16 protein-coding genes are annotated in these 18,207 nt (G+C 67.9%); 8 read left to right on the forward strand and 8 right to left on the reverse strand.

Going from position 1 to position 18,207, the window contains the following annotated elements; translation table 11 throughout:
• Positions 1 to 101: 101 nt before the first annotated feature.
• Entirely contained in the window at positions 102 to 1,148 is a 1,047-nt protein-coding gene (locus LTH93_RS08490) for an iron ABC transporter substrate-binding protein (RefSeq protein WP_241470682.1), read from the reverse strand.
• A gap of 154 nt (positions 1,149 to 1,302) precedes the next feature.
• Between LTH93_RS08490 and LTH93_RS08495 the strand changes: the two genes are divergently transcribed.
• The 4 genes from LTH93_RS08495 to LTH93_RS08510 are packed head-to-tail and all read left to right on the forward strand — an operon-like array spanning position 1,303 to position 5,670.
• Entirely contained in the window at positions 1,303 to 2,379 is a 1,077-nt protein-coding gene (locus LTH93_RS08495; protein WP_241470683.1) for a nucleoside hydrolase, read from the forward strand.
• The gene (locus LTH93_RS08500) at positions 2,366 to 3,385 is read left to right on the forward strand and encodes a histidine kinase (protein ID WP_241465916.1); all 1,020 of its coding nucleotides are present in this window, start codon (positions 2,366 to 2,368) and stop codon (positions 3,383 to 3,385) included. Before LTH93_RS08495 ends, LTH93_RS08500 begins: the two co-directional genes overlap by 14 nt.
• Positions 3,363 to 4,145, forward strand: a complete 783-nt coding sequence (locus tag LTH93_RS08505; protein WP_241470684.1) for an energy-coupling factor transporter transmembrane component T family protein — start codon at positions 3,363 to 3,365, stop codon at positions 4,143 to 4,145. The genes LTH93_RS08500 and LTH93_RS08505 overlap by 23 nt, the downstream gene beginning before the upstream one ends.
• The gene (locus tag LTH93_RS08510) at positions 4,138 to 5,670 is read left to right on the forward strand and encodes an ATP-binding cassette domain-containing protein (protein ID WP_241470685.1); all 1,533 of its coding nucleotides are present in this window, start codon (positions 4,138 to 4,140) and stop codon (positions 5,668 to 5,670) included. Before LTH93_RS08505 ends, LTH93_RS08510 begins: the two co-directional genes overlap by 8 nt.
• Here the strand turns inward: LTH93_RS08510 and LTH93_RS08515 are convergent.
• The 5 genes from LTH93_RS08515 to LTH93_RS08535 all read right to left on the reverse strand — a co-directional run bounded on the left by LTH93_RS08515 (position 5,667) and on the right by LTH93_RS08535 (position 9,718).
• A complete protein-coding gene (locus LTH93_RS08515) occupies positions 5,667 to 6,278 on the reverse strand; it encodes a LysE family translocator (protein WP_241465910.1) in 612 nt (203 codons plus the stop codon). The two genes, LTH93_RS08510 and LTH93_RS08515, sit on opposite strands and share 4 nt — an antisense overlap.
• Positions 6,279 to 6,287: 9 nt before the next feature.
• A complete protein-coding gene (locus tag LTH93_RS13500) occupies positions 6,288 to 6,902 on the reverse strand; it encodes a TetR/AcrR family transcriptional regulator (RefSeq protein WP_241470686.1) in 615 nt (204 codons plus the stop codon).
• A 77-nt stretch (positions 6,903 to 6,979) separates the two neighbouring features.
• On the reverse strand, positions 6,980 to 8,518 hold the full coding sequence (locus LTH93_RS08525) for an MFS transporter (protein WP_241470687.1): 1,539 nt from the start codon (positions 8,516 to 8,518) through the stop codon (positions 6,980 to 6,982).
• A 33-nt stretch (positions 8,519 to 8,551) separates the two neighbouring features.
• Positions 8,552 to 9,433 (reverse strand): Sir2 family NAD-dependent protein deacetylase, encoded by an 882-nt coding sequence (locus tag LTH93_RS08530; protein ID WP_241470688.1) that lies wholly within the window; start codon positions 9,431 to 9,433, stop codon positions 8,552 to 8,554.
• A gap of 81 nt (positions 9,434 to 9,514) precedes the next feature.
• Positions 9,515 to 9,718 (reverse strand): DUF3073 domain-containing protein, encoded by a 204-nt coding sequence (locus LTH93_RS08535; protein WP_241465903.1) that lies wholly within the window; start codon positions 9,716 to 9,718, stop codon positions 9,515 to 9,517.
• Positions 9,719 to 10,079: 361 nt separating this feature from the next.
• Here LTH93_RS08535 and LTH93_RS08540 point away from each other — a divergent pair, with 361 nt between their 5' ends.
• The 3 genes from LTH93_RS08540 to LTH93_RS08550 all read left to right on the forward strand — a co-directional run bounded on the left by LTH93_RS08540 (position 10,080) and on the right by LTH93_RS08550 (position 12,715).
• A complete protein-coding gene (locus LTH93_RS08540; RefSeq protein WP_241470689.1) occupies positions 10,080 to 11,312 on the forward strand; it encodes an NAD(P)-dependent malic enzyme in 1,233 nt (410 codons plus the stop codon).
• A gap of 60 nt (positions 11,313 to 11,372) precedes the next feature.
• Positions 11,373 to 11,978: a methylated-DNA--[protein]-cysteine S-methyltransferase gene (locus LTH93_RS08545; protein ID WP_241470690.1), complete on the forward strand. Its 606-nt coding sequence runs from the start codon at positions 11,373 to 11,375 to the stop codon at positions 11,976 to 11,978.
• 161 nt (positions 11,979 to 12,139) lie between these two features.
• Positions 12,140 to 12,715: a dihydrofolate reductase family protein gene (locus LTH93_RS08550; RefSeq protein ID WP_241470691.1), complete on the forward strand. Its 576-nt coding sequence runs from the start codon at positions 12,140 to 12,142 to the stop codon at positions 12,713 to 12,715.
• Between the two features lie 84 nt (positions 12,716 to 12,799).
• Here the strand turns inward: LTH93_RS08550 and clpB are convergent, their stop codons facing one another.
• A complete protein-coding gene (gene clpB, locus LTH93_RS08555; RefSeq protein ID WP_241465896.1) occupies positions 12,800 to 15,409 on the reverse strand; it encodes an ATP-dependent chaperone ClpB in 2,610 nt (869 codons plus the stop codon).
• A gap of 223 nt (positions 15,410 to 15,632) precedes the next feature.
• Complete coding sequence (locus LTH93_RS08560) at positions 15,633 to 16,949, reverse strand: ATP-binding protein (protein WP_241470692.1); 1,317 nt, start codon at positions 16,947 to 16,949, stop codon at positions 15,633 to 15,635.
• Between the two features lie 778 nt (positions 16,950 to 17,727).
• Between LTH93_RS08560 and LTH93_RS08565 the strand changes: the two genes are divergently transcribed.
• Positions 17,728 to 18,015, forward strand: a complete 288-nt coding sequence (locus LTH93_RS08565) for a hypothetical protein (protein WP_241465892.1) — start codon at positions 17,728 to 17,730, stop codon at positions 18,013 to 18,015.
• The last annotated feature ends 192 nt before the right edge of the window (positions 18,016 to 18,207 follow it).

Below are 18,207 nucleotides of genomic sequence, written 5' to 3' on the forward strand. Positions count from 1 at the left end.
GCGGCGGCGCGCAGCCACAGCGGCACCGCCACACGCCCGTTCCCTGCGGAGCGGGAACGGGCGGCGGTGCGCGCTGGAGCTTTGGCCGGGGCGGTGATGGGTCAGCCCACCAGACCCGATTCGACGATCATCTCCACAGAGGTCTCCAGGTCATCGAGACGGTTGAGATCGATGTCCGGCGCGTCGAGCTCCTCGAGGCTCGGCATGCCCTCAGGTCCGTCCACGCCTTCGATCATCGGGTACTCCGCGGTCTCCTCAGCGAAGTAGGTCTGACCCTCGGTGCTGAGCATGAACTCGGCCAGTGTGGCGGCGGCTTCGTTCTCGGAGTTCAGCACCCCGACTCCGGCCACGTTGACCAGGGACCCGACGTCACCGCCGCTGAAGAGGTGGTTCGCCACGTTCAGCTCGGCCGGGTCCTCGCCGAGCTCCTTGGCGCGGCCGTAGAGGTAGTAGTGGTTCACCAGGCCCATCTCGATGACCCCGTTGGCGACGTCGGTGACGATCTCGCCGTTGCCCTCGCGGATCTGCGGGTCGTTCGCGGCCAGGTCGTCGAGGAAGGTCTGGGTGGCCTCTTCGCCTTCGAGCTCGCGGTGGGCGGTGACGAAGGACTGGAAGGACGCATTGGTGGGGGCCACTCCGACGCGACCGGCGTACTCGGGCGCTGTCAGCTCATCCACACTCTCGGGCAGGTCGGCCTCCTCCACCGTGTCGGTGTTATAGATCAGCGTGCGTGCTCGTCCGGAGACGCCCACCCACTGGTTCTCGGCGTCACGGTAGGCCTCCGGCACCTGCTCGAGCAGCTCGGCGTCGAGCTCCTCGAAGAGGCCCGCTTCGGCCACGGCGCCGAGGGCGCCTGCATCCTGGGCGAGGAAGACGTCGGCTGGGGAGCCTTCTCCCTCCTCCAGCAGCTGGGCGGCCAGCTCGGCGGTGTCGCCATAGCGCACCTCGACCTCGATGCCGGTCTCTTCCGAGAAGGTGTCGATGAGCGGCTGGATCAGTTCCTCGTTGCGCCCGGAATAGAGCACCAGGCTCTCCTGCTCGGCGGAGGTCTCGTCACCGTTCGACGCCGGCTCAGTGGTATCGCCACAGGAGGTCGCGGTCAGGGCGACAAGTGCGCCCAGAGTGACCACCACGGAGGTTCTGCGCATGGATGGTGTTCCTTCGTCTCGCATCGGGGGGAGGGGCTCGCCGATGCGGCCCTGACTGGTCTGATACAAGGCTACCCTAAGATACGCAAGGTTGGTGTGTCTTAATTGAATAAGGCTCTATGTTGAGCGAGGAGACCCAGGCGCACCCGGCACAATGGTGCAGGTGATCCCCCTCTTCCTGGACTGTGACCCCGGCATCGATGACGCCCTCGCGCTGGGCTGGCTCTTCTGTCAGGACGACGTCGAGATCACCGGTCTCGCCGCCAGCGGCGGCAATGTCTCCACCGCCCAGGTGCTTGCGAACACGCTGGGCTGGCTGCAGCTGGCCGGCCGCACCGACCTGTCGGTCCACGTCGGGGCTGAACACCCGCTCGCCGGGGTGTCCGAATACGCGGAGGAGACCCACGGGGACACGGGCGCCGGCTACGCCCGGCTGCCCACCGGCAGGATCACCGCCGATGAGCTTCCCGCCGCGCAGGCCTGGGTCCGAGCGGCCCACGCACACCCGGGCGAGCTGATCGGGGTGCTCACCGGCCCGGCCACCAACCTGGCCCTGGCGCTGCGGCTGGAACCGAAGCTTCCACAGCTGCTGAGGCGGCTCTTCATCATGGGCGGAGCATTCAACTACCGGGGCAACACCCGACCCACCACTGAGTGGAACGTCAGCTACGACCCCGAAGCCACCAAGGCCGTGATCGACGCCTTCGGCGAGTCCACCCACCTGCCGGTGATCGGCCCGATAGAGGCCACCGAAGCGGTGGCGCTGACCCCGGTGCGGCTGCAGCAGATCCTCGACGGGACCAGCTCGGAGGTCTGGTCGGCCTGGCTGGCCCAGCTCGCGGAGGCGCTTCGGTTCTACTTCGAGTTCCACGAGGCAGATGGCCACGGCTACCTCGCCCATGTCCATGATCCCTATGTCACCGCCGCCGCGGTGGCCTGGGCCCGGATCCAGAACCACGGCGAAAGCCCCTCCCCGGCGGCAGGACCTGAGCGGGATTCGTTCCCGCGCGCCACAGACGGGATAATTCCCTGGGCGCGCAAGACCGAGAAGGCAGCGGTCGACGTCGAACTCATCGGCACGCTGACCCGTGGCGAGACCGTGGCCGACTGGCTCGGCCGCTGGGGCCGTGCGCCCAATGCGGAGATCATCCGCAGCCTGGACGCCGAGGCGTTCCTGGATCACCTGACCATCACCTTGAGAAGAGGACCACAACATCATGGCTCACACTGACCCGCACTCTGGGCAGGGGTCCGTCACCGCGGCGGATCCCGGAGAAACCCCGAAGACTCGCGCTGCTGAATCCCGCACCACCCGCTCCCGCGCCTCCAAGGCCCGCACGCCCCAGGCGTCCACGACAGATCGCGCCGGGAACCACATCAGGCCCGCTCCCCCGCTGTGGTCCGTCCTGGCGCTCACCGCCGGTGCCGCCGTGATCGTCGGCACCTACCTCTGGGTGCTCACCACCCAGCCCGCCACTCTCGGCGCCGACCTGGGCAACACCACCCTCGGTGTGATGGTCGGATACCTGCTCGGCGCCGTGCTCATCGCCGCCGGCACGCTCCCGCGAATCCCGCGCAGCGTGCTCGCCCTGATGCCGGTGATGATCGCGCTGAACATCGCCACCGGACAGATCGTCGGCACGATGACCCCCATCCCGCTCTACCTGGACTCCCTGGGCACCGTCATCATCGGTGTCATCGCCGGCCCCGCCGCCGGCGCGCTGACCGGCATCCTGACCAACGTCATCTGGGGCGTGACGATCAACCCGACCGTCATCGCCTTCACCGCCGGCGCCGCGTTCATCGGCGCCGCCGCTGGCTGGGCCGCTCGACTCGGCGGCTTCCGCCGCATCTGGTGGGCCGTCATCGCCGGCGCCCTGGCAGGGATCCCCGCCGGCCTGATCGCCACCCCGGTGGCCGCCTTCATCTACGGCGGCGGACTCGGCGTGGGCACCGGCAGCGTCGTCGCCGCCCTGCAGGGCGCGGGCGCCTCGATGCTCGGCGCCGCCACCATCCAGGGACTGGGCAGCGACATCGCCGATAAGGCGATCATCTTCGCGCTGGCCTTCCTGGTGATCGCTGCGCTGCCGAGCCGGCTGCGCAGCAGGTTCCCCTTCACCGAGCACTCCAAGGTGAAGAGCTCGGCTGCGAAACGCGCCGCCGCGAAGCGGTCTGCGGCACAGGGCACGCCGCCGGACACCGCAGGATCGTCGCATGCGGCTGCATCCAGCCACTGAGCTGGTCCTGCTCGGCTGTGCGCTGCTGCTCGTCTACGGAGTCCCCTCCCCGCTGATCCCGGCCGCCGTGCTCATCTGCGCGGTGGTCACAGCGGCGGCCTCCCCGCGGGTCCGCTTCCGCAGCTGGCTGCTGACCCTGGTGGTGCTGGCCGGACCCATGCTGGTCATGGTCGGCATCATCCAGGGGCTCTTCTACCCCGGCGAGCAGGCCGAGGTCCTCGCCGAGTTCGGACCCGCCGCGGTCACCGTGGAGGGCGTCGCGCTGGCGATCCAGCTCTGGCTCCGGGTCGCCGCGATGGTGGCCGTCTGCGCGCTGTTCGCCTTCGGGTCTGACCCGACGCGTGCCTTCGACGGCCTGCTGACCCTGCGCCTGCCCCTGTCCCTGGCCTATGTGTGCGCCGCCGCGATGAGCCTGATACCGCTGGCCCAGCACCGGGTCCGCGCCGCCCTGACAGCCCGCTCCGCCCGCGGCTGGGACACCGACCGGCTGCTCGTGCGGCTGCGCCTGCTCACCGGGGTGCTCACCGGACTGCTGGTCACCGCGATCACACAGCTCGATCAGCGCCATGACGCCCTTTCTCAGCGCGGGTTCGGCCAGGCCGCTCACCCCACCCCGGCCCGGTTCTATCCCCAGGGCGCGGGCCAGCGCGGACTGCGCTGGGGCGCCGTCGTCGGCTCAGCTCTGCTGGTGGTCGCCTCTCTGGCCGGACTGCTGCCGCTGCCTTCTGCCACCGAGATCCTCGGAGTCTTCGATGCCTGACCCCGCGCCGTCCTCCTCCGCCCTGCGGCCGCTGCTGCGTCTGACCGACTTCGGGTTCCATTACCGCGGCGCCGAGACTCCCGCTCTGGAGGCCGTGGACTTGGGTCTTCGCCCCGGTGATGCCGTCGCGGTCCTGGGCCCGCAGGGAGCGGGCACCTCCACCCTGGCCCGTGCCGCCGCCGGACTGCTCGGCGAACACGGGCACAGCACCGGCGTGCGCGAGCTGCGTGACCAGACCGATGGAGGGCACTCCTCCAGCGGCGAGCACGACGGTGCTCACGTGCGCGGCGGGGTGGGGATGCTCGGCGACGACCCGGAGGCCCAGCTCACCGGGCTGACCCGCACCGTCCGAGACGAGGCCGCGCTTCCTGGGCGGCTGCTGGGGCTGCCCCTGCCCGAGTGCCTGGAGCGCGCCGATGCCAGCCTGCAGGCGCTGGGCATCGCTGGCCTGGCTGAACGAGACCTCTCCACGCTCTCCGGCGGGGAACGGCAGCTCACCGCCCTCGCCGGGCTGCTCACCCTGCGCCCGAGCGTCCTGGTGCTCGATCAGCCCTCCCAGGCCCTCGATGCCAGCGCACGACGGCGCCTGGCCCGGTCCCTGCGCGAGTTCCGTGACGCCGGGGGCGCAGTGCTGCTGACGGGGCATCAGCACGATGACCTCACCGCCGCCTGCGACGAGGTGCTGTTCCTCGACCAGGGGCGCCCTGCCACGATGACCCCGGGGGGTCTGCTGCCGGTGGCGGAGCTGACCCGGGCGCAGTTGGACGAGCACGAGATCTGGGACGTTCGCCGCACCCCGGCTGCGCAGAGCGAGCCATCCGCGCCGACGCCCGACCCTGGCCAGGAGGTGTTGCTGCGCGTGCGGGAGCTCTCCGTCCAGCGCGACGCCATCCGGGTGCTGGACGGCGTCGCGCTGGACCTGCGCGCCGGGGAGGTGGCCGTCCTGTTCGGCGCCAACGGGTCGGGGAAGTCCACGCTGCTCAGCGCCCTGGCGGGACTTCTTCCCGCAGAGCCTGGGACCAGGATCATCGGACCAGGCGGCGTCGAGCTCGCCGCGGCACCGGCGCATCGCCGCGCGGACCACCTGGCCTGGGTGGGCCAGGATCCCGGAGACCAGCTCTCCGCCTCCACGGTGCGCGCGGAGCTGATGCGCGCGGCCCCGCTGGGCCCGGGGGGACGCCGGCTCAGACGCGAAGACCGGCAGCGCGCACGGGCGCAGCGAGAGCTGGACGTGGAACAGGTGATGGAGACCGCAGGGCTCAGCACTGACGCCGAGGAGCATCCCTATGATCTGGTGCCCGCCCAGCGCAAGGACTGCGTGATCGCGTCCGCGCTGCTGCTGAAGCCCGCGGTGCTCCTGTTAGATGAACCCACGCTGGGCCGGGATGCCGCCGGGATGCACCGATTGAGCTCTCTGGTCCGCGGGTTCACCGCCGCGGGAGGTGCGGTGCTGGTGGCGACCCACGATCAGCGCTGGGCGTCCGAGATCAGCGATCACCAGCTGCGCCTGGACGCGAGCAGCTAGAGAGGCAGTGATTCCCAGGTGTCCACCATGGCGGGCACCACCGAGACGACCAGCAGCCCGGCCATGACCAGGTTGAAGATCAGCATGTGCGCGGGCTGCGAGATGATCCGGCCTGCGCCCACGCCCAGCAGCGTCCACGCCACGGTGAAGGGGGCGCCGAAGGTGCAGGCCACCAGCGCGATCACCGCAACCTCCAGCATGAAGGAGTCCCAGAAGCCGGTGAAGGTGCTCAGCGCGGCCACTGAGAGGGTCCACGCCTTGGGGTTGACGAACTGGAACAGCGCCATCTGCACGAACCCCGGCGGCTTGGCTCCGGGGTTCGGGGTCAGCGTGGTGGGTCCGTTGGCGATCTTGAAGGCGAGCCAGAGCAGGTAGAGGATCCCGACGGGGCGCAGGATGTCGAGGATCACCGGCCACTGCTCGAGCGCCTGGCCGAGGCCGATCCCCACCAGCAGCACCATGGACGGGAAGCCGAGGTTCACTCCCAGGATCGCCGGCAGCGTCCGCTTGAAGCCGTAGGCGGCTCCGGAGGCCATCACGATGGTGTTGTTCGGCCCGGGGGTGCCGGCGCCGGCCACCACGAAGAGCATCAGAGAGAGAATCGCCACTGGACGAGACTACTCTGCCAGCACCTCGGCGCTCTGCGCGAGCGCGATGATCTCCTCGGTCACCCGTTCGCGCAGTCGCGGGTCCAGCCGCTCGGTGGAGAGCGCCTCGTAGAACCACAGCCCGTCGGCGGCGAGCCGCGCGATGAAGCGCTGGACCGCAGCGGCCTCCGCGGCGTCGTCGTCGAGGGCCTGGGTCTCTTGGGTGCCCGTGGACAGCGGAGCTTCAGCGGGCCGGGGGACTCCCGGCGGCTGCGGCGCCCAGCGGGCGAAGACCTCGTCCCAGGCGGCGTTGGCCACCGGATCCTCGGAGGCCTCGAGCATCAGCAGCAGCTCCGCGCGCTCGGGGTTCTGGGAGAGCCGCACGAAGGCCCGGAAGCGTTCGTCGCGGCTGAGCTCCTGGGCCGTGCCGCCGGCCTGGGCCTCCAGCGCCAGCTCCCAGTTCTGCGCCACATGCCGGTGCAGGCCCAGCAGCAGCTCCTCCCGTGAGGGGAAGTGGTAGAGCAGCCCGCCCTTGGTCATGCCGGCCTCGGCAGCCACCGACTCGTAGGTCAGCGTGGTCACGCCTTCACGCTGGACCACCCGGGTGGCGGCGTCGAGGATCTCGCGGCGTTTGGAAGGTCGCACAGGGTTGGATCTCCGATCGGTGGATGCTCATGTGCTTCTCGGTCTTCTCGAGGGTCCGCAGTGGTCGTCGGGGATTCTCAGTGGTTGTCGGGATAGGCCTGGGATTCGGTGCCCGGGGTGTAGCGGCGCAGCATCCAGGACGACGCGACGGCGGCGAGCACCATCACCACGGCGACGCCGATCAGCACGCCCAGGTAGGCGACGTCGAAGGCCTCGGCCGCTGCCGCCATCGCCGGGGCGTCCCCGGATTCGAGCACCGCGGCCGGGGCCTGGCCCGCGTACTGCTCGGCACCTGCGGGCAGCACCAGGACCCGGGTGTAGACGAAGGTGAGCAGGCTTCCCAGCATGGCCACCCCGACCAGACCGCCGAACTCGTAGGAGACCTCCTCGATGGAGGCCGCCATGCCGGCGCGGCGCGGTGGGACGTTGCCCATGATCGCGGTCGAGGCCACCGACATCGAGGCGCCCAGGCCGGCGCCGAGCACGCCGAAGCTGACCACCAGCAGCACCAGCGAGTCATCGATGACGGCGTAGATGGAGACCAGTGCGCCGATCGCGGCGAGGACCATGCCGCCGCCGATCAGCGTGAGCAGGCCGGCGCGGTGCAGGATCGCCCCGCCGAAGAGCGCGAAGGGCAGTGAGCCCAGGGCCAGCGCGGAGACGATCAGCCCGGCCTCCAGCGGGGAGAAGCCCTCGACCAGCTGGAAGCGCTGGGTGGTGCCCAGCTGGACCCCGACGATGGCGAAGATGCTGGCGCCTGCGGCGATGACACCGCCGCTGAATCCGCGGTTGCGGAAGATCGTGAAGTCCACCAGCGGCTCGGCGGTGCGGTTGAGTCGCATCTGGCGCCGGGCGAAGACGGTGAGCATGACGGCGGCGACCACGATGGAGACGATGAAGCGCAGCCAGTCCACCGGGGTCTCGGCGATGGTCTTGATCGCCAGCACCGCGGCGGTGAGCCCAAGCATCACCTGGGCGGAGGAGAGCCAGTCCCAGTGCCGGCCGGGGTTGGCCAGGTTCGGCGGGCCCACCAACAGCATCAGCACCAGGGCGGCGGCGACGATCGGGACGTTGACCAGGAACACCGAGCCCCACCAGAAGAACTCCAGCAGCACTCCGGACACGATCGGGCCCAGGGCCATGCCCACGGTGGCCACGGCGGCCCAGATGGCGATGGCCATATTGCGCTCACGCTCCACTGAGAACGTCAGTCGGATCAGCGCGAGCGTGGCGGGCATCATTGCGGCGGCACCCACGGCGAGGAGCGCGCGGGAGGCGATGAGCATCTCGGAGCTGCCGGAGAAAGCGGCCAGGATCGAGGCCACTCCGAAGATGCCGAGGCCGACCTGGAAGATCCGTTTGTGCCCGAACCGGTCGCCCAGCGCGCCGGATCCGGGCAGCAGCCCGGCGATCACCAGCGGGTAGGCATTGATGATCCACAGCTGCTGAGAGGAGGAGGCGCCGAGCTCTGCGGTCAGGGTGGGCAGGGCGGTGTAGAGGATCGTGTTGTCCAGGGCGATCAGGAACAGCGCCGAGGAGACGATGGCGAGCAGGGTCCAGCGCTGCCACGCGCTGAGGGCATGGCGATCGACATGCACAGGAGAAGGAAGGGTCATCACCCGAGTTACTATACTATACGTCCGGTATAGTTACTGGTGAGGTTGATCACCCAGCAGGGTGTCCAGCGTCTGCAGTGCCGGGGTGATCCGGGTCCTCCAGCGCCAGTCCGCCTTGGGGTCGGCACGGGAGGGACCGCCGTTGATCACACCGATGGGCCGATCCGACTGGTGCATGGTCAGCGCGATCTTGAATCCGCTCATCACCGCCATCGAGCTGCCCACCACCAGCAGCGCCGAGGACGCGGCGACGAGTTCCTCGACCGCGGCCTTGCGCTCGGCGGGCACCGATTCGCCGAAGTAGACGACGTCGGGCTTGAGATTCTCGGAGCCGCAGACCAGGCAGGTGACCATGTGAAACTTCTCCACCCAGGACTGATCCAGGGTGACGTCGCCGTCGGGGTTCACGTTCTCGGCGGCGGCGAAGGCGGCCTCGGCGTAGCCGGGGTTGGCCTCCTGCAGCCGCGCGTCCAGCGAGGAGCGGGCCTCGCGGTTGCCGCAGGTCAGGCAGATCACGGAGTCCATGTCGCCGTGCAGGTGGACCACCGGATCGGCCCCGGCGGCGCGGTGGAGACCGTCCACGTTCTGGGTGATCAGTCCGCTGAGCAGCCCTTCAGACTGCCAGTCGGCGAGCAGCTGGTGGGCCGAGTTGGGCTCGGCCTGGTGCATCTGGCGCCATCCGACGAAGCCACGGGCCCAGTAGCGACGGCGCGAGGCGGCGTCGTGCTGGAACTCCTGGTAGGTCATCGGACGGTGACGATGCAGGGACCCCTGGGGGCCGCGATAATCCGGGATGCCGGAATCCGTGGAGACGCCCGCCCCGGTGACGCAGAGGACGTCGCCCAGCTCGAGCATCCGCCGGATGCCCTCACGGGCGATCTCGTCGGGCTGGGGCTCGGCGGTGTCCTTCACCACCCGGGCTATGGATCGGAGCGCTGCCCTATGGGCGTTCTCGACGGGTTTGGTGAAGGCCGCTGGAGTGGGCTCTTCCACGGGTCAGCGCCCGTACTTGTCCTCGTACGGGTCAAAGCCGCTGCTGCGCTCTTCGGCGTCCGCGCGCGCTGGGCGGCTGGACGAATCCCTGTCACCACGGGTTTTGGCGAGCTCTCTCTCAAGAGCGGTCAGGTCGGTGTCCGGAGTGTAGTACTTGATCTCCCGAGCCTGCTTCGTAGCTTTCGCCTTCTGACGGCCACGCCCCATAAGCGAGACCCCCTCTGTCTTCTCGTATCCCTGGTGCGATGCCGGGCAGGGGCTATCGCGGGATTATCTGTGTATGAAGTAGTTCGTGATCCTAGGTTAACATGACTGGCGCTGCGCCGTCGTCCGAACTGTCCTTCGAGCGAGCACGATCACACCTTTCAACGCCAAGATGGCGTACTCTGTTCCGCACGGTCCAAAGAAAGTACCGACCGCTGCGACAACGCCATCCGACGATCTCGGTGGCGCGGCAGACGATGCACCTTAGCTGAGCCCCTGGCCCCCGCCGTGAACCGCGGGTGCGGCCGCGATGGGCCAGCTCTGCGCGTGCAGCCCCATCACACTTCTTCCAGGAGACACCTCCATGTCCACAAATGACCGCGCGGCGACGGCGCCCACGGCCCCCACCACTGATGAGATCTTCGCTGCCCACGAGGGCGGCAAGCTCAGTGTCGAGACCACCATGCCGCTGGACTCCACGCGCGCACTCTCAATCGCATACACCCCGGGCGTGGCGCAGGTCTCGCGCGCCATCCACGAGACGCCGCAGCTGCAGGCCACCCACACCTGGGCCGACCGCCTGGTGGTGGTGCTCTCCGACGGCACCGCCGTCCTCGGGCTGGGCGACATCGGCCCGGCCGCCTCGCTGCCCGTCATGGAGGGCAAGTCGGCGCTGTTCAAGGCTTTCGGCGGCCTCAACTCGATTCCCCTGGTGATCGATACCAACGATGTGGATGAGATTGTAGAGACCATGGTGCGGCTGCGCCCCAGCTTCGGGGCGGTGAATCTCGAGGATGTGGCGGCTCCACGCTGCTTCGAGCTCGAAGCTCGCCTGATTGAGGCGCTGGACTGTCCGGTGATGCACGACGACCAGCACGGCACCGCCGTCGTCGTCCTGGCCGCTCTGACCAACGCCGCACGCGTCACCGAACGCGAGTTCGCTTCGATGCGCGTCGTGATCGCGGGGGCGGGAGCCGCTGGGATCGCGGTCACCGAGATCCTGCTCGGCGCCGGCGTCGGCGAGGTGATCCTGACCGACTCGCGCGGAGTGATCCATGAGGGCCGCGAGGGGCTCAGCGAGATCAAGACCCAGTATGCGCAGCGCACCAACCGCAGACAGGTCAGCGGTCAGCTCGCTGAGGCGCTGGACGGGGCCGATGTGTTCATCGGCGTCTCCTCCTCCAGGGTCCCCGAGGAGGAGCTGGCCCGGATGAACGATCGTGCGATCGTCTTCGCCCTGTCCAATCCGGACCCCGAGGTGATGCCCGAGGTCGCCAAGCGCCACGCAGCTGTGGTGGCCACCGGCCGCTCGGACTACCCCAATCAGATCAACAATGTGCTGGCATTCCCGGGAATCTTCCGCGGGGCGCTGGACGCAGGAGCACGCCGGATCACCCAGGAGATGAAGATCGCGGCGGCGACCGCGCTGGCGGACCTCGTGGGAGATGAGCTCAGTCCGGAGCACATCGTGCCCTCTCCGTTGGATGCACGCGTGGCTCCCGCCGTGGCTCGAGCCGTGATGGACGCGGCTGCGGCAGCGAAGGCGCCAGGGGCGACGGCTGCAGGGCACGGGGTATCGGCCGAAGTCTCGGCCTAGCGGCCCTCGCGGAGGTCGGGGAGGTGGACCTTACTCGGCGGGCGGTGGAGAATTCGGTCTATGACTGATCTACCGCTTCTGCCGGAGTCCGACCTGCCCGAGCTGCGCTGGTGCTCGGCCTCCCTGGACGGGCTCGGCGCCATCGTGGCGATCTACTCCCCCGAGGACGACACGATCCGGGCCGCTTCGCTGGCCCAGGCTGCCGGTGACGAGCCGGAGGTGGCTGCGATCGGGCGGGTGTTGGAGCAGCTGATGGACCAGCTTGAGGTGTTGGCCCCGGCCACCGCGGCCCGGGAGATGAAGCCGCTGCCTGCGGGCACCGGACAGGTTGCTGAAGCGGTGGCGGCCTATGCCGCGGGCGACCATGCGGCCCTGGATGAGCTGGCCGTGGTGCAGCCCGGCTCGGGCTACCGCCAGGAGGTCTGGGCGGCGCTGCGCGACGTTCCGGCCGGGGAGACGGTCTCCTACGCGGAGCTCGCCCAGATGGCCGGCCGCCCGCTGGCACACCGAGCCGCGGCAAGCGCCTGTGCGAACAATCTGGTCGCCTTCGCGGTGCCGTGTCACCGCGTGATCCGCTCCGACGGCGGCCTCGGCGGCTACGGCTTCGGCGGCATCGAGACCAAGCGGGCGCTGCTGGCCCGCGAAGGCCTCCTCCTGAGCCGCTAACCTTCCTGGCTGCCCAACCTGCGCAGTTGAGTTCTCCGGCGGTTACGTACCGACCGGAGAACTCAACCAGCCATGAGGATCGGCGCGGGCACGAGGCCTCCGGGCCGTGACAGCTTGCAGATCGCTGGTGCAGACTCGGGCTTTTCGGCACTGGAGGACGCATGGCCAGGGAATTGGTATGGACAGGCTTCGTGTCCCTTGATGGCGTGGTTGACTCCCCGGGCGCCACCAGCGAAGGGCACCCCAGCGGCGGGTGGGTGCCCCGCACAGAGTTTCTGCCCGAGGCGTTCTCGCTCAAGGACGAGGAGCTGGAGGAGACGACGGCGCTGATGTTCGGCCGCCACAGCTACGAGGCCTTCGCCCCGATCTGGCCAGGATCCGAGGATCACGCGGCGTACAGGGATCTGCCGAAGTACGTGGTCTCGACCCGCCTGGAGGAGGACGCGACCATCGAGGGCTGGGGACCGATCACACTGCTGCGCTCCACCAAGGACGTGGCCGCCGTCAAACAGGAGGACGGCGGTGCAGTCTTCATCCACGGCAGCGCCGCACTGGCGCGAAGCCTGATGCACGCGCGCCTGATCGATCGCTACAACCTGCTGATCTTCCCGGTGCTGCTCGGCGCAGGAAAGCGACTCTTCACCGCCGAGGAGCGTCCGGCGACGAAGCTGACCCTGCGCGAATCTGCCCACTACCCCAACGGAGTCCTCAAGGCGGTCTACGACGTCCACCGCTGAAGCCTTGCCTCTACTCCCAGGTGGCTGAGTTCTCCGGCGGTTACGTACCGACCAGAGAACTCAACCACCCAGGAAGGATGAGGGTCAGGACTTCTTGGTCACGGTGAGCCCGTGCACGGACTCCCCTTCCAGGGTGAGCTCCTGCCGGTCTACCAGGACGGTGTCTCCGTCCTCGACCTCCCCGGAGAGCAGCGCGCGCGCCAGCTGGTCGCCGATCTCGCGCTGCACCAGTCGGCGCAGCGGCCGAGCGCCGTAGGCGGGGTCGTAGCCGGTGAACGCCAGCCAGTCCCGGGCGGACTCGGTGACCTCCAGGACCAGACGCCGTGCGGCCATGCGCTCCTGCAGCAGCCCGATCTGCAGCTCCACGATGCCGCTGAGCTGTTCCATGCTCAGCGGATCGAACATCACGATGTCATCGAGTCGGTTGAGGAATTCGGGCTTGAAGGAGGCATGGACGACGTCCATGACCCGCTGATGCTTGATCTTGGTCTCCAGGGTCTGGTCCACCAGGAACTGGGAGCCCATGTTGGAGGTCAGGATCAGCACCGTATTGCGGAAGTCCACGGTGCGGCCCTGGCCGTCGGTGAGCCGGCCGTCATCGAGGACCTGGAGCAGGATGTCGAAGACCTCGGGGTGGGCCTTCTCCACCTCATCCAGGAGCACCACCGAATAAGGACGACGCCGGACTGCTTCAGTGAGCTGGCCGCCCTGGTCGAAGCCCACATAGCCTGGGGGCGCACCGACCAGCCGGGCCACGGAGTGCTTCTCCGAGTATTCGGACATGTCGATGCGGATCATGGAGCGCTCGTCATCGAAGAGGAACTCCGCGAGCGCCTTGGCCAGCTCGGTCTTGCCCACGCCGGTGGGGCCCAGAAAGAGGAAGGAGCCGGTGGGTCGGTCGGGGTCGGAGACGCCGGTGCGCGCGCGGCGAACGGCGTCGGAGACCGCCCCGACAGCCTTGGTCTGCCCGATCAGCCGCGAGCCGATGAGCTCCTCCATCTGGAGCAGCTTCGCGGTCTCGCCCTGCAGCAGCCGCCCGGCAGGGATGCCGGTCCAGGCCGAGATGACCCCGGCGATCCCGTCGGCGTCGACCTCGTCGGCGACCATCTTCTTCTCCGGGGCCGGGGTGGAGGCGTCCTCCTCCTCAGCGGCGGCCAGGTCCTTCTCGACCTGCGGGATCTCGCCGTAGAGCAGCCGGGAGGCCTCGGCGAGGTCGCCGTCGCGCTGGGCGCGTTCGGCGGCGGACTTCAGCTCGTCCAGGGTCACGCGCAGCTCACCGGCGCGGTTGAGCTCGCCCTTCTCGGCCTCCCAGCGCGCGGTGAGCTCGGCGAGCTCCTCCTTGCGGTCGGCCAGGTCCTCGCGCAGGGTGATCAGTCGCTCGGCGGAGCCGGCGTCGGTCTCGTTCTGCAGCGCGAGCTCCTCCATGGTGAGCCGGTCCACCACTCGACGCAGCTCGTCGATCTCCACCGGGGCGGAGTCGATCTCCATGCGCAGCCGGGAGGCGGCCTCATCGATGAGGTCGATGGCCTTGTCCGGCAGCTGACGGCCGCTGATGTAGCGGTCGGAGAGGGTGACGGCGGCGACCAGGGCGTTGTCGGCGATGCCCACCTTGTGGTGCGCCTCGTAGCGCTCCTTGATCCCGCGCAGGATCGCGATCGCGTCGGGCACCGAGGGCTCTCCCACGTAGACCTGCTGGAAGCGGCGCTCCAGGGCGGCGTCGGCCTCGATGTTCTCGCGGTACTCATCCAGCGTGGTCGCACCGATCAGGCGCAGCTCCCCACGGGCGAGCATCGGCTTGAGCATGTTGGAAGCGTCCATGGAGCCCTGCGAGGCGCCGGCTCCGACCACGGTATGGATCTCGTCGATGAAGGTGACGATCCTGCCTTCCGCGGCCTTGATCTCCTCGAGCACGGCTTTCAGCCGCTCCTCGAACTCCCCGCGGTACTTCGCACCGGCGATCATCGCGCCCAGGTCCAGCGAGATCAGCGTCTTCTCACGCAGCGACTCCGGCACGTCACCGGCGACCATGCGCTGGGCCAGGCCTTCGACGACGGCGGTCTTGCCGACGCCGGGCTCGCCGATCAGGACCGGGTTGTTCTTGGTCCGGCGCGAGAGCACCTGGACCACCCGGCGGATCTCCGAGTCACGCCCGATCACGGGGTCCAGCTTGCCCGAGCGCGCGATCTCGGTCATGTCCGTGCCGTACTTCTCCAAGGCCTGGAAGGTGTTCTCCGGGTCAGGAGTGGTGACCTTGCGGTCTCCACGCAGCCCTGGCAGCTCGGCCTTGAGCGCCTGCAGGGTCGCGCCGGCATCCGCGAGGGCCCGGCCCACCGCGCCGCCGTCGGTGGCCGCGCCGATCAGCAGGTGTTCCGTGGAGACGAAGTCATCGCCGAAGTCCTCGGCCTGCGCCTGGGCAGCCTTGATGACGTTGAGCCCGGCGGGCGAGAACTGCGGAGCGGCGACGGAGTCCCCGCGAGTGGCGGGCAACGCCTTGATGATGGCGGAGGCGCGGGTGCTCACGGCGTCGGGATCGACTCCGGCTGCCTTGAGCAGCGCGACGGCCATGGATTCGCGCTGATCCACCAGTGCCTTGAGGATGTGGGCCGGCTCCACCTGCGGGTTGCTCGCGGTGTTCGCGTTCATTGCGGCCGCGGAGACGACCTCCTGCGATTTGGTCGTGAGTTTGACGTCCATGTCTGCCCCTCCCAGTGCGTGGTGACGCCGGTTGCACGACGGCGCCGAATAAACTTGAGTCAATAGTACTCAACTTTGAGTTGGGCGGAAGTATTCCATCGCCGGCAGGCGGTCCCGCGATCACTTACCACCGAAACAAAAAGACTAGGGTCAGCGAGTTTAGCTATCGGCTTTGACGCCGTCAGCCCGCAGTTCAGAAGCACCGGCCAAGTCTCCCCAGCCACTACACACGGCCTAGGGCGTCGATATCTTCCAAGAAGTCCTGCTGCACTTCGGCGCTGACGGTGGTGCGGGTTTCAGAGATTGCGTCGAGGTAGTCCTGTGTAGAGGGTCCCTTCCGCAGCGCCTCCCGGGCCGAAGCCGTACCGACTGAAGCCAGCCGGCCGTCGTCGTACACTGCTTTTTCCAGTGCCTGCTGGGAGGCACTGCGTGCCGCGTATTCGATATCCGCAGGGGAGAATCCTTCGGTGCGTGCCACGAGCAGTTCCACGTTCACGGCGTCCACTACGGGTGACGGGACAAAGCGCTGCCACATGGCTTCGCGGGCCTGCCGGTCCGGCAGTCCGATGGGGATGACGTAGTCGAAACGGCCGTGGCGAAGGAAGGCGGTGTCCAGCGCGCGAATGAAGTTGGTAGCGCAGACCAGTAGGCGCCCGGGCTGTTCGCGGAAGGCCGGGATGATCTTGAGGAGCTCGTTGGTGACTCCCTGCAGCGGCGAGGGCGGTTCGCCGGAGCGCTGGGAGGCGATTTCTTCCACCTCGTCGATGAACACCACGGCGTGCTCCAGGTCGGCGATCTCGAGGAACGTTTCGCGCAACGCTCCCGCCAGGCCCTGCGGGTCGGCGGCGAGGCGGGAGGGAAACACTTCGACGAAGGGCCACTCGAGGCGGGAGGCGATGGCTTTGGCGAAAGTGGTCTTCCCGGTGCCGGGCGGGCCGAAGAGAACCACGGCGCGCGGCGGCACCACGCCGAATTCGTCCGCGAGGTCCGCTTCGGCAAGAGGCAGGACGAGCCGGCGCTCGAGCAGTTCCTTCTCCTTGCGCATTCCCGCGACGTTATCCCATAGGTCCCGGGCGAGGACGCGTCCGCCGAGCTGGCCGAGTGCGCCGAGTTCCTGGCGTTGGACGGGTATGGTCCGTTCGAAGTATCGCAGGTTCTGCTTCAGGGCGAAGCCGCGGCCCAGGAAGGCCTCCACGCGGGTTTCGGATTCCGGGATCAGCGCCGAGAGCTTGTTCAGCCCGTGCGGTGCCATCCGGTTTTCGACAGCGGCCAACAGCGCGGTGCCGACTCCCAGGTCGGAGTATTCGGGCAGGGTGGCCAGGAATACGATCCAGCCCTGATCATGTGCCGCGCGGCCGACGGCGGCGCCCACCACCTGCTCACCCTGCACCGCCACCACAGCATGGTCCTTCTCGCACGAGGCCACTACTTCAGAGATCGCGTATACCGGTTCGAGATTGTGGGACTTGAGCGTTTCCCAGAGGTGCAGGATCCCGTCAAGGTCCGCTGAGTAGAAGTCCCTGATCCGCCAATTGGTCATGACGTCCCTCTTTCTGGTGTGAATCCTTCTGGACAGCGCATCGTTTTCGGATTCAAACTGAACCGGCCCAGGTTCGATGCCGCTACTTTGCGGGTTCGGGCTCTCGAGTGAGGGCCTGATTGTGGAGCTTCTCGAACTCTATCGGGGTGAGCATCCCAAGAGTCCCGCGGAGTTGCCGATTGTTAGACCAGTCGACCCAGCCAGCAGACCCAGATTCCAGATATTGCTGGCTCGATGATCATCGCGTTTCGACACAGGTTGGCTAGTCGCTTATGTACGCTGAGCGCTTCGAGGAGTCCGTAGTGCAGTTCCGGATCGTCGTAGCGCTCGGCGAGCTTGGCTATGGCCTGGACCAGGAGCAATCATCGCGCTATAGGAGCCAGCTTGAATACGTCGCAGTTCTCGCCGGGAACAACTAGCCGCTCTTTATCGGACACTTCACATGTTCGGCTTCCCGCCCGTCGCATCGAGCCTTCACCTCAGTTGCGCATGTGGCTCACCAAACGGTCCCGGGCGAGCCAGCTTCTCCACAGAACATCTCAGCGAGCCCCTCGCGACGACTGTTTGAGCTCCCCTGCGTTCGCGCCTGGGGATTACGACAAGTAAGTGAGACAGACCGCGTCTCAGCGCAATGTCATTCCCCATGTCAGCGGCCGACCCGTGTGACAAGATCCGCAGGACCCCACATTAGGATCCCGTTTTTCGTGTCACTGTCTCAGTTTCGTGTCACGTGCGTGTCACCCTCCCGATATCGTGTCACCGCGAGAATAGTGAAGGCATGGACGCTCAACTTCTTTTGAGAACCAAGCTGGAGCACCTCTCCCAAGAGGGAACCCTGGTTGAAACCACTGTGGGCGCTGTAGATCAACACCGGCTGTCAAGAGCCCTGCCGATCCGCGAACCACGCACCTATCGCAATCAGCGCCACTACTCGGGCTTGTTCTGGTCGAGCACCACACGAGGCCACGTGCCATACGAAAGCCTCCTCGAACTCGACCGACTTTGGGTAGCAGACTTTGACCCACTCGTCTCGTGGATTGCAGCGCAACCAATGTGGATTCGCTGACGCCATCAAACCCGGGGCAGACCAGACTCTCCATCAATCCCAGTACGGTTCAGACCCCTATGCGGGCATCGAGTCCTGGAGTGGACCATGAGTGTCCTCAAGGCGACCGGTCTACGGGCGCCCGTGCGTCGGAGGAAAGCTTCTCGTCTCGTGGAGGGTTTCGTGGCGCCTCTGGTTCACCCCGGAGTGCGC

Origin of the sequence: Nesterenkonia sp. DZ6 (genome assembly GCF_022565835.1) — a bacterium.
GTDB lineage: Bacteria > Actinomycetota > Actinomycetes > Actinomycetales > Micrococcaceae > Nesterenkonia.

What these genes read in the sequence shown, in the direction of transcription:
- LTH93_RS08540 (WP_241470689.1), top strand. Translation starts at nt 10,080, where the DNA reads ATGTCCACAAATGACCGCGCGGCGACGGCGCCCACGGCCCCCACCACT.
- LTH93_RS08565 (WP_241465892.1), top strand. Translation starts at nt 17,728, where the DNA reads ATGGACGCTCAACTTCTTTTGAGAACCAAGCTGGAGCACCTCTCCCAA.
- LTH93_RS08525 (WP_241470687.1), bottom strand. Translation starts at nt 8,518, where the DNA reads ATGACCCTTCCTTCTCCTGTGCATGTCGATCGCCATGCCCTCAGCGCG.
- LTH93_RS08545 (WP_241470690.1), top strand. Translation starts at nt 11,373, where the DNA reads ATGACTGATCTACCGCTTCTGCCGGAGTCCGACCTGCCCGAGCTGCGC.
- LTH93_RS08510 (WP_241470685.1), top strand. Translation starts at nt 4,138, where the DNA reads ATGCCTGACCCCGCGCCGTCCTCCTCCGCCCTGCGGCCGCTGCTGCGT.
- LTH93_RS08535 (WP_241465903.1), bottom strand. Translation starts at nt 9,718, where the DNA reads ATGGGGCGTGGCCGTCAGAAGGCGAAAGCTACGAAGCAGGCTCGGGAG.
- LTH93_RS08495 (WP_241470683.1), top strand. Translation starts at nt 1,303, where the DNA reads ATGGTGCAGGTGATCCCCCTCTTCCTGGACTGTGACCCCGGCATCGAT.
- LTH93_RS08505 (WP_241470684.1), top strand. Translation starts at nt 3,363, where the DNA reads ATGCGGCTGCATCCAGCCACTGAGCTGGTCCTGCTCGGCTGTGCGCTG.
- LTH93_RS08550 (WP_241470691.1), top strand. Translation starts at nt 12,140, where the DNA reads ATGGCCAGGGAATTGGTATGGACAGGCTTCGTGTCCCTTGATGGCGTG.
- LTH93_RS08500 (WP_241465916.1), top strand. Translation starts at nt 2,366, where the DNA reads ATGGCTCACACTGACCCGCACTCTGGGCAGGGGTCCGTCACCGCGGCG.
- clpB (WP_241465896.1), bottom strand. Translation starts at nt 15,409, where the DNA reads ATGGACGTCAAACTCACGACCAAATCGCAGGAGGTCGTCTCCGCGGCC.
- LTH93_RS08560 (WP_241470692.1), bottom strand. Translation starts at nt 16,949, where the DNA reads ATGACCAATTGGCGGATCAGGGACTTCTACTCAGCGGACCTTGACGGG.
- LTH93_RS08490 (WP_241470682.1), bottom strand. Translation starts at nt 1,148, where the DNA reads ATGCGCAGAACCTCCGTGGTGGTCACTCTGGGCGCACTTGTCGCCCTG.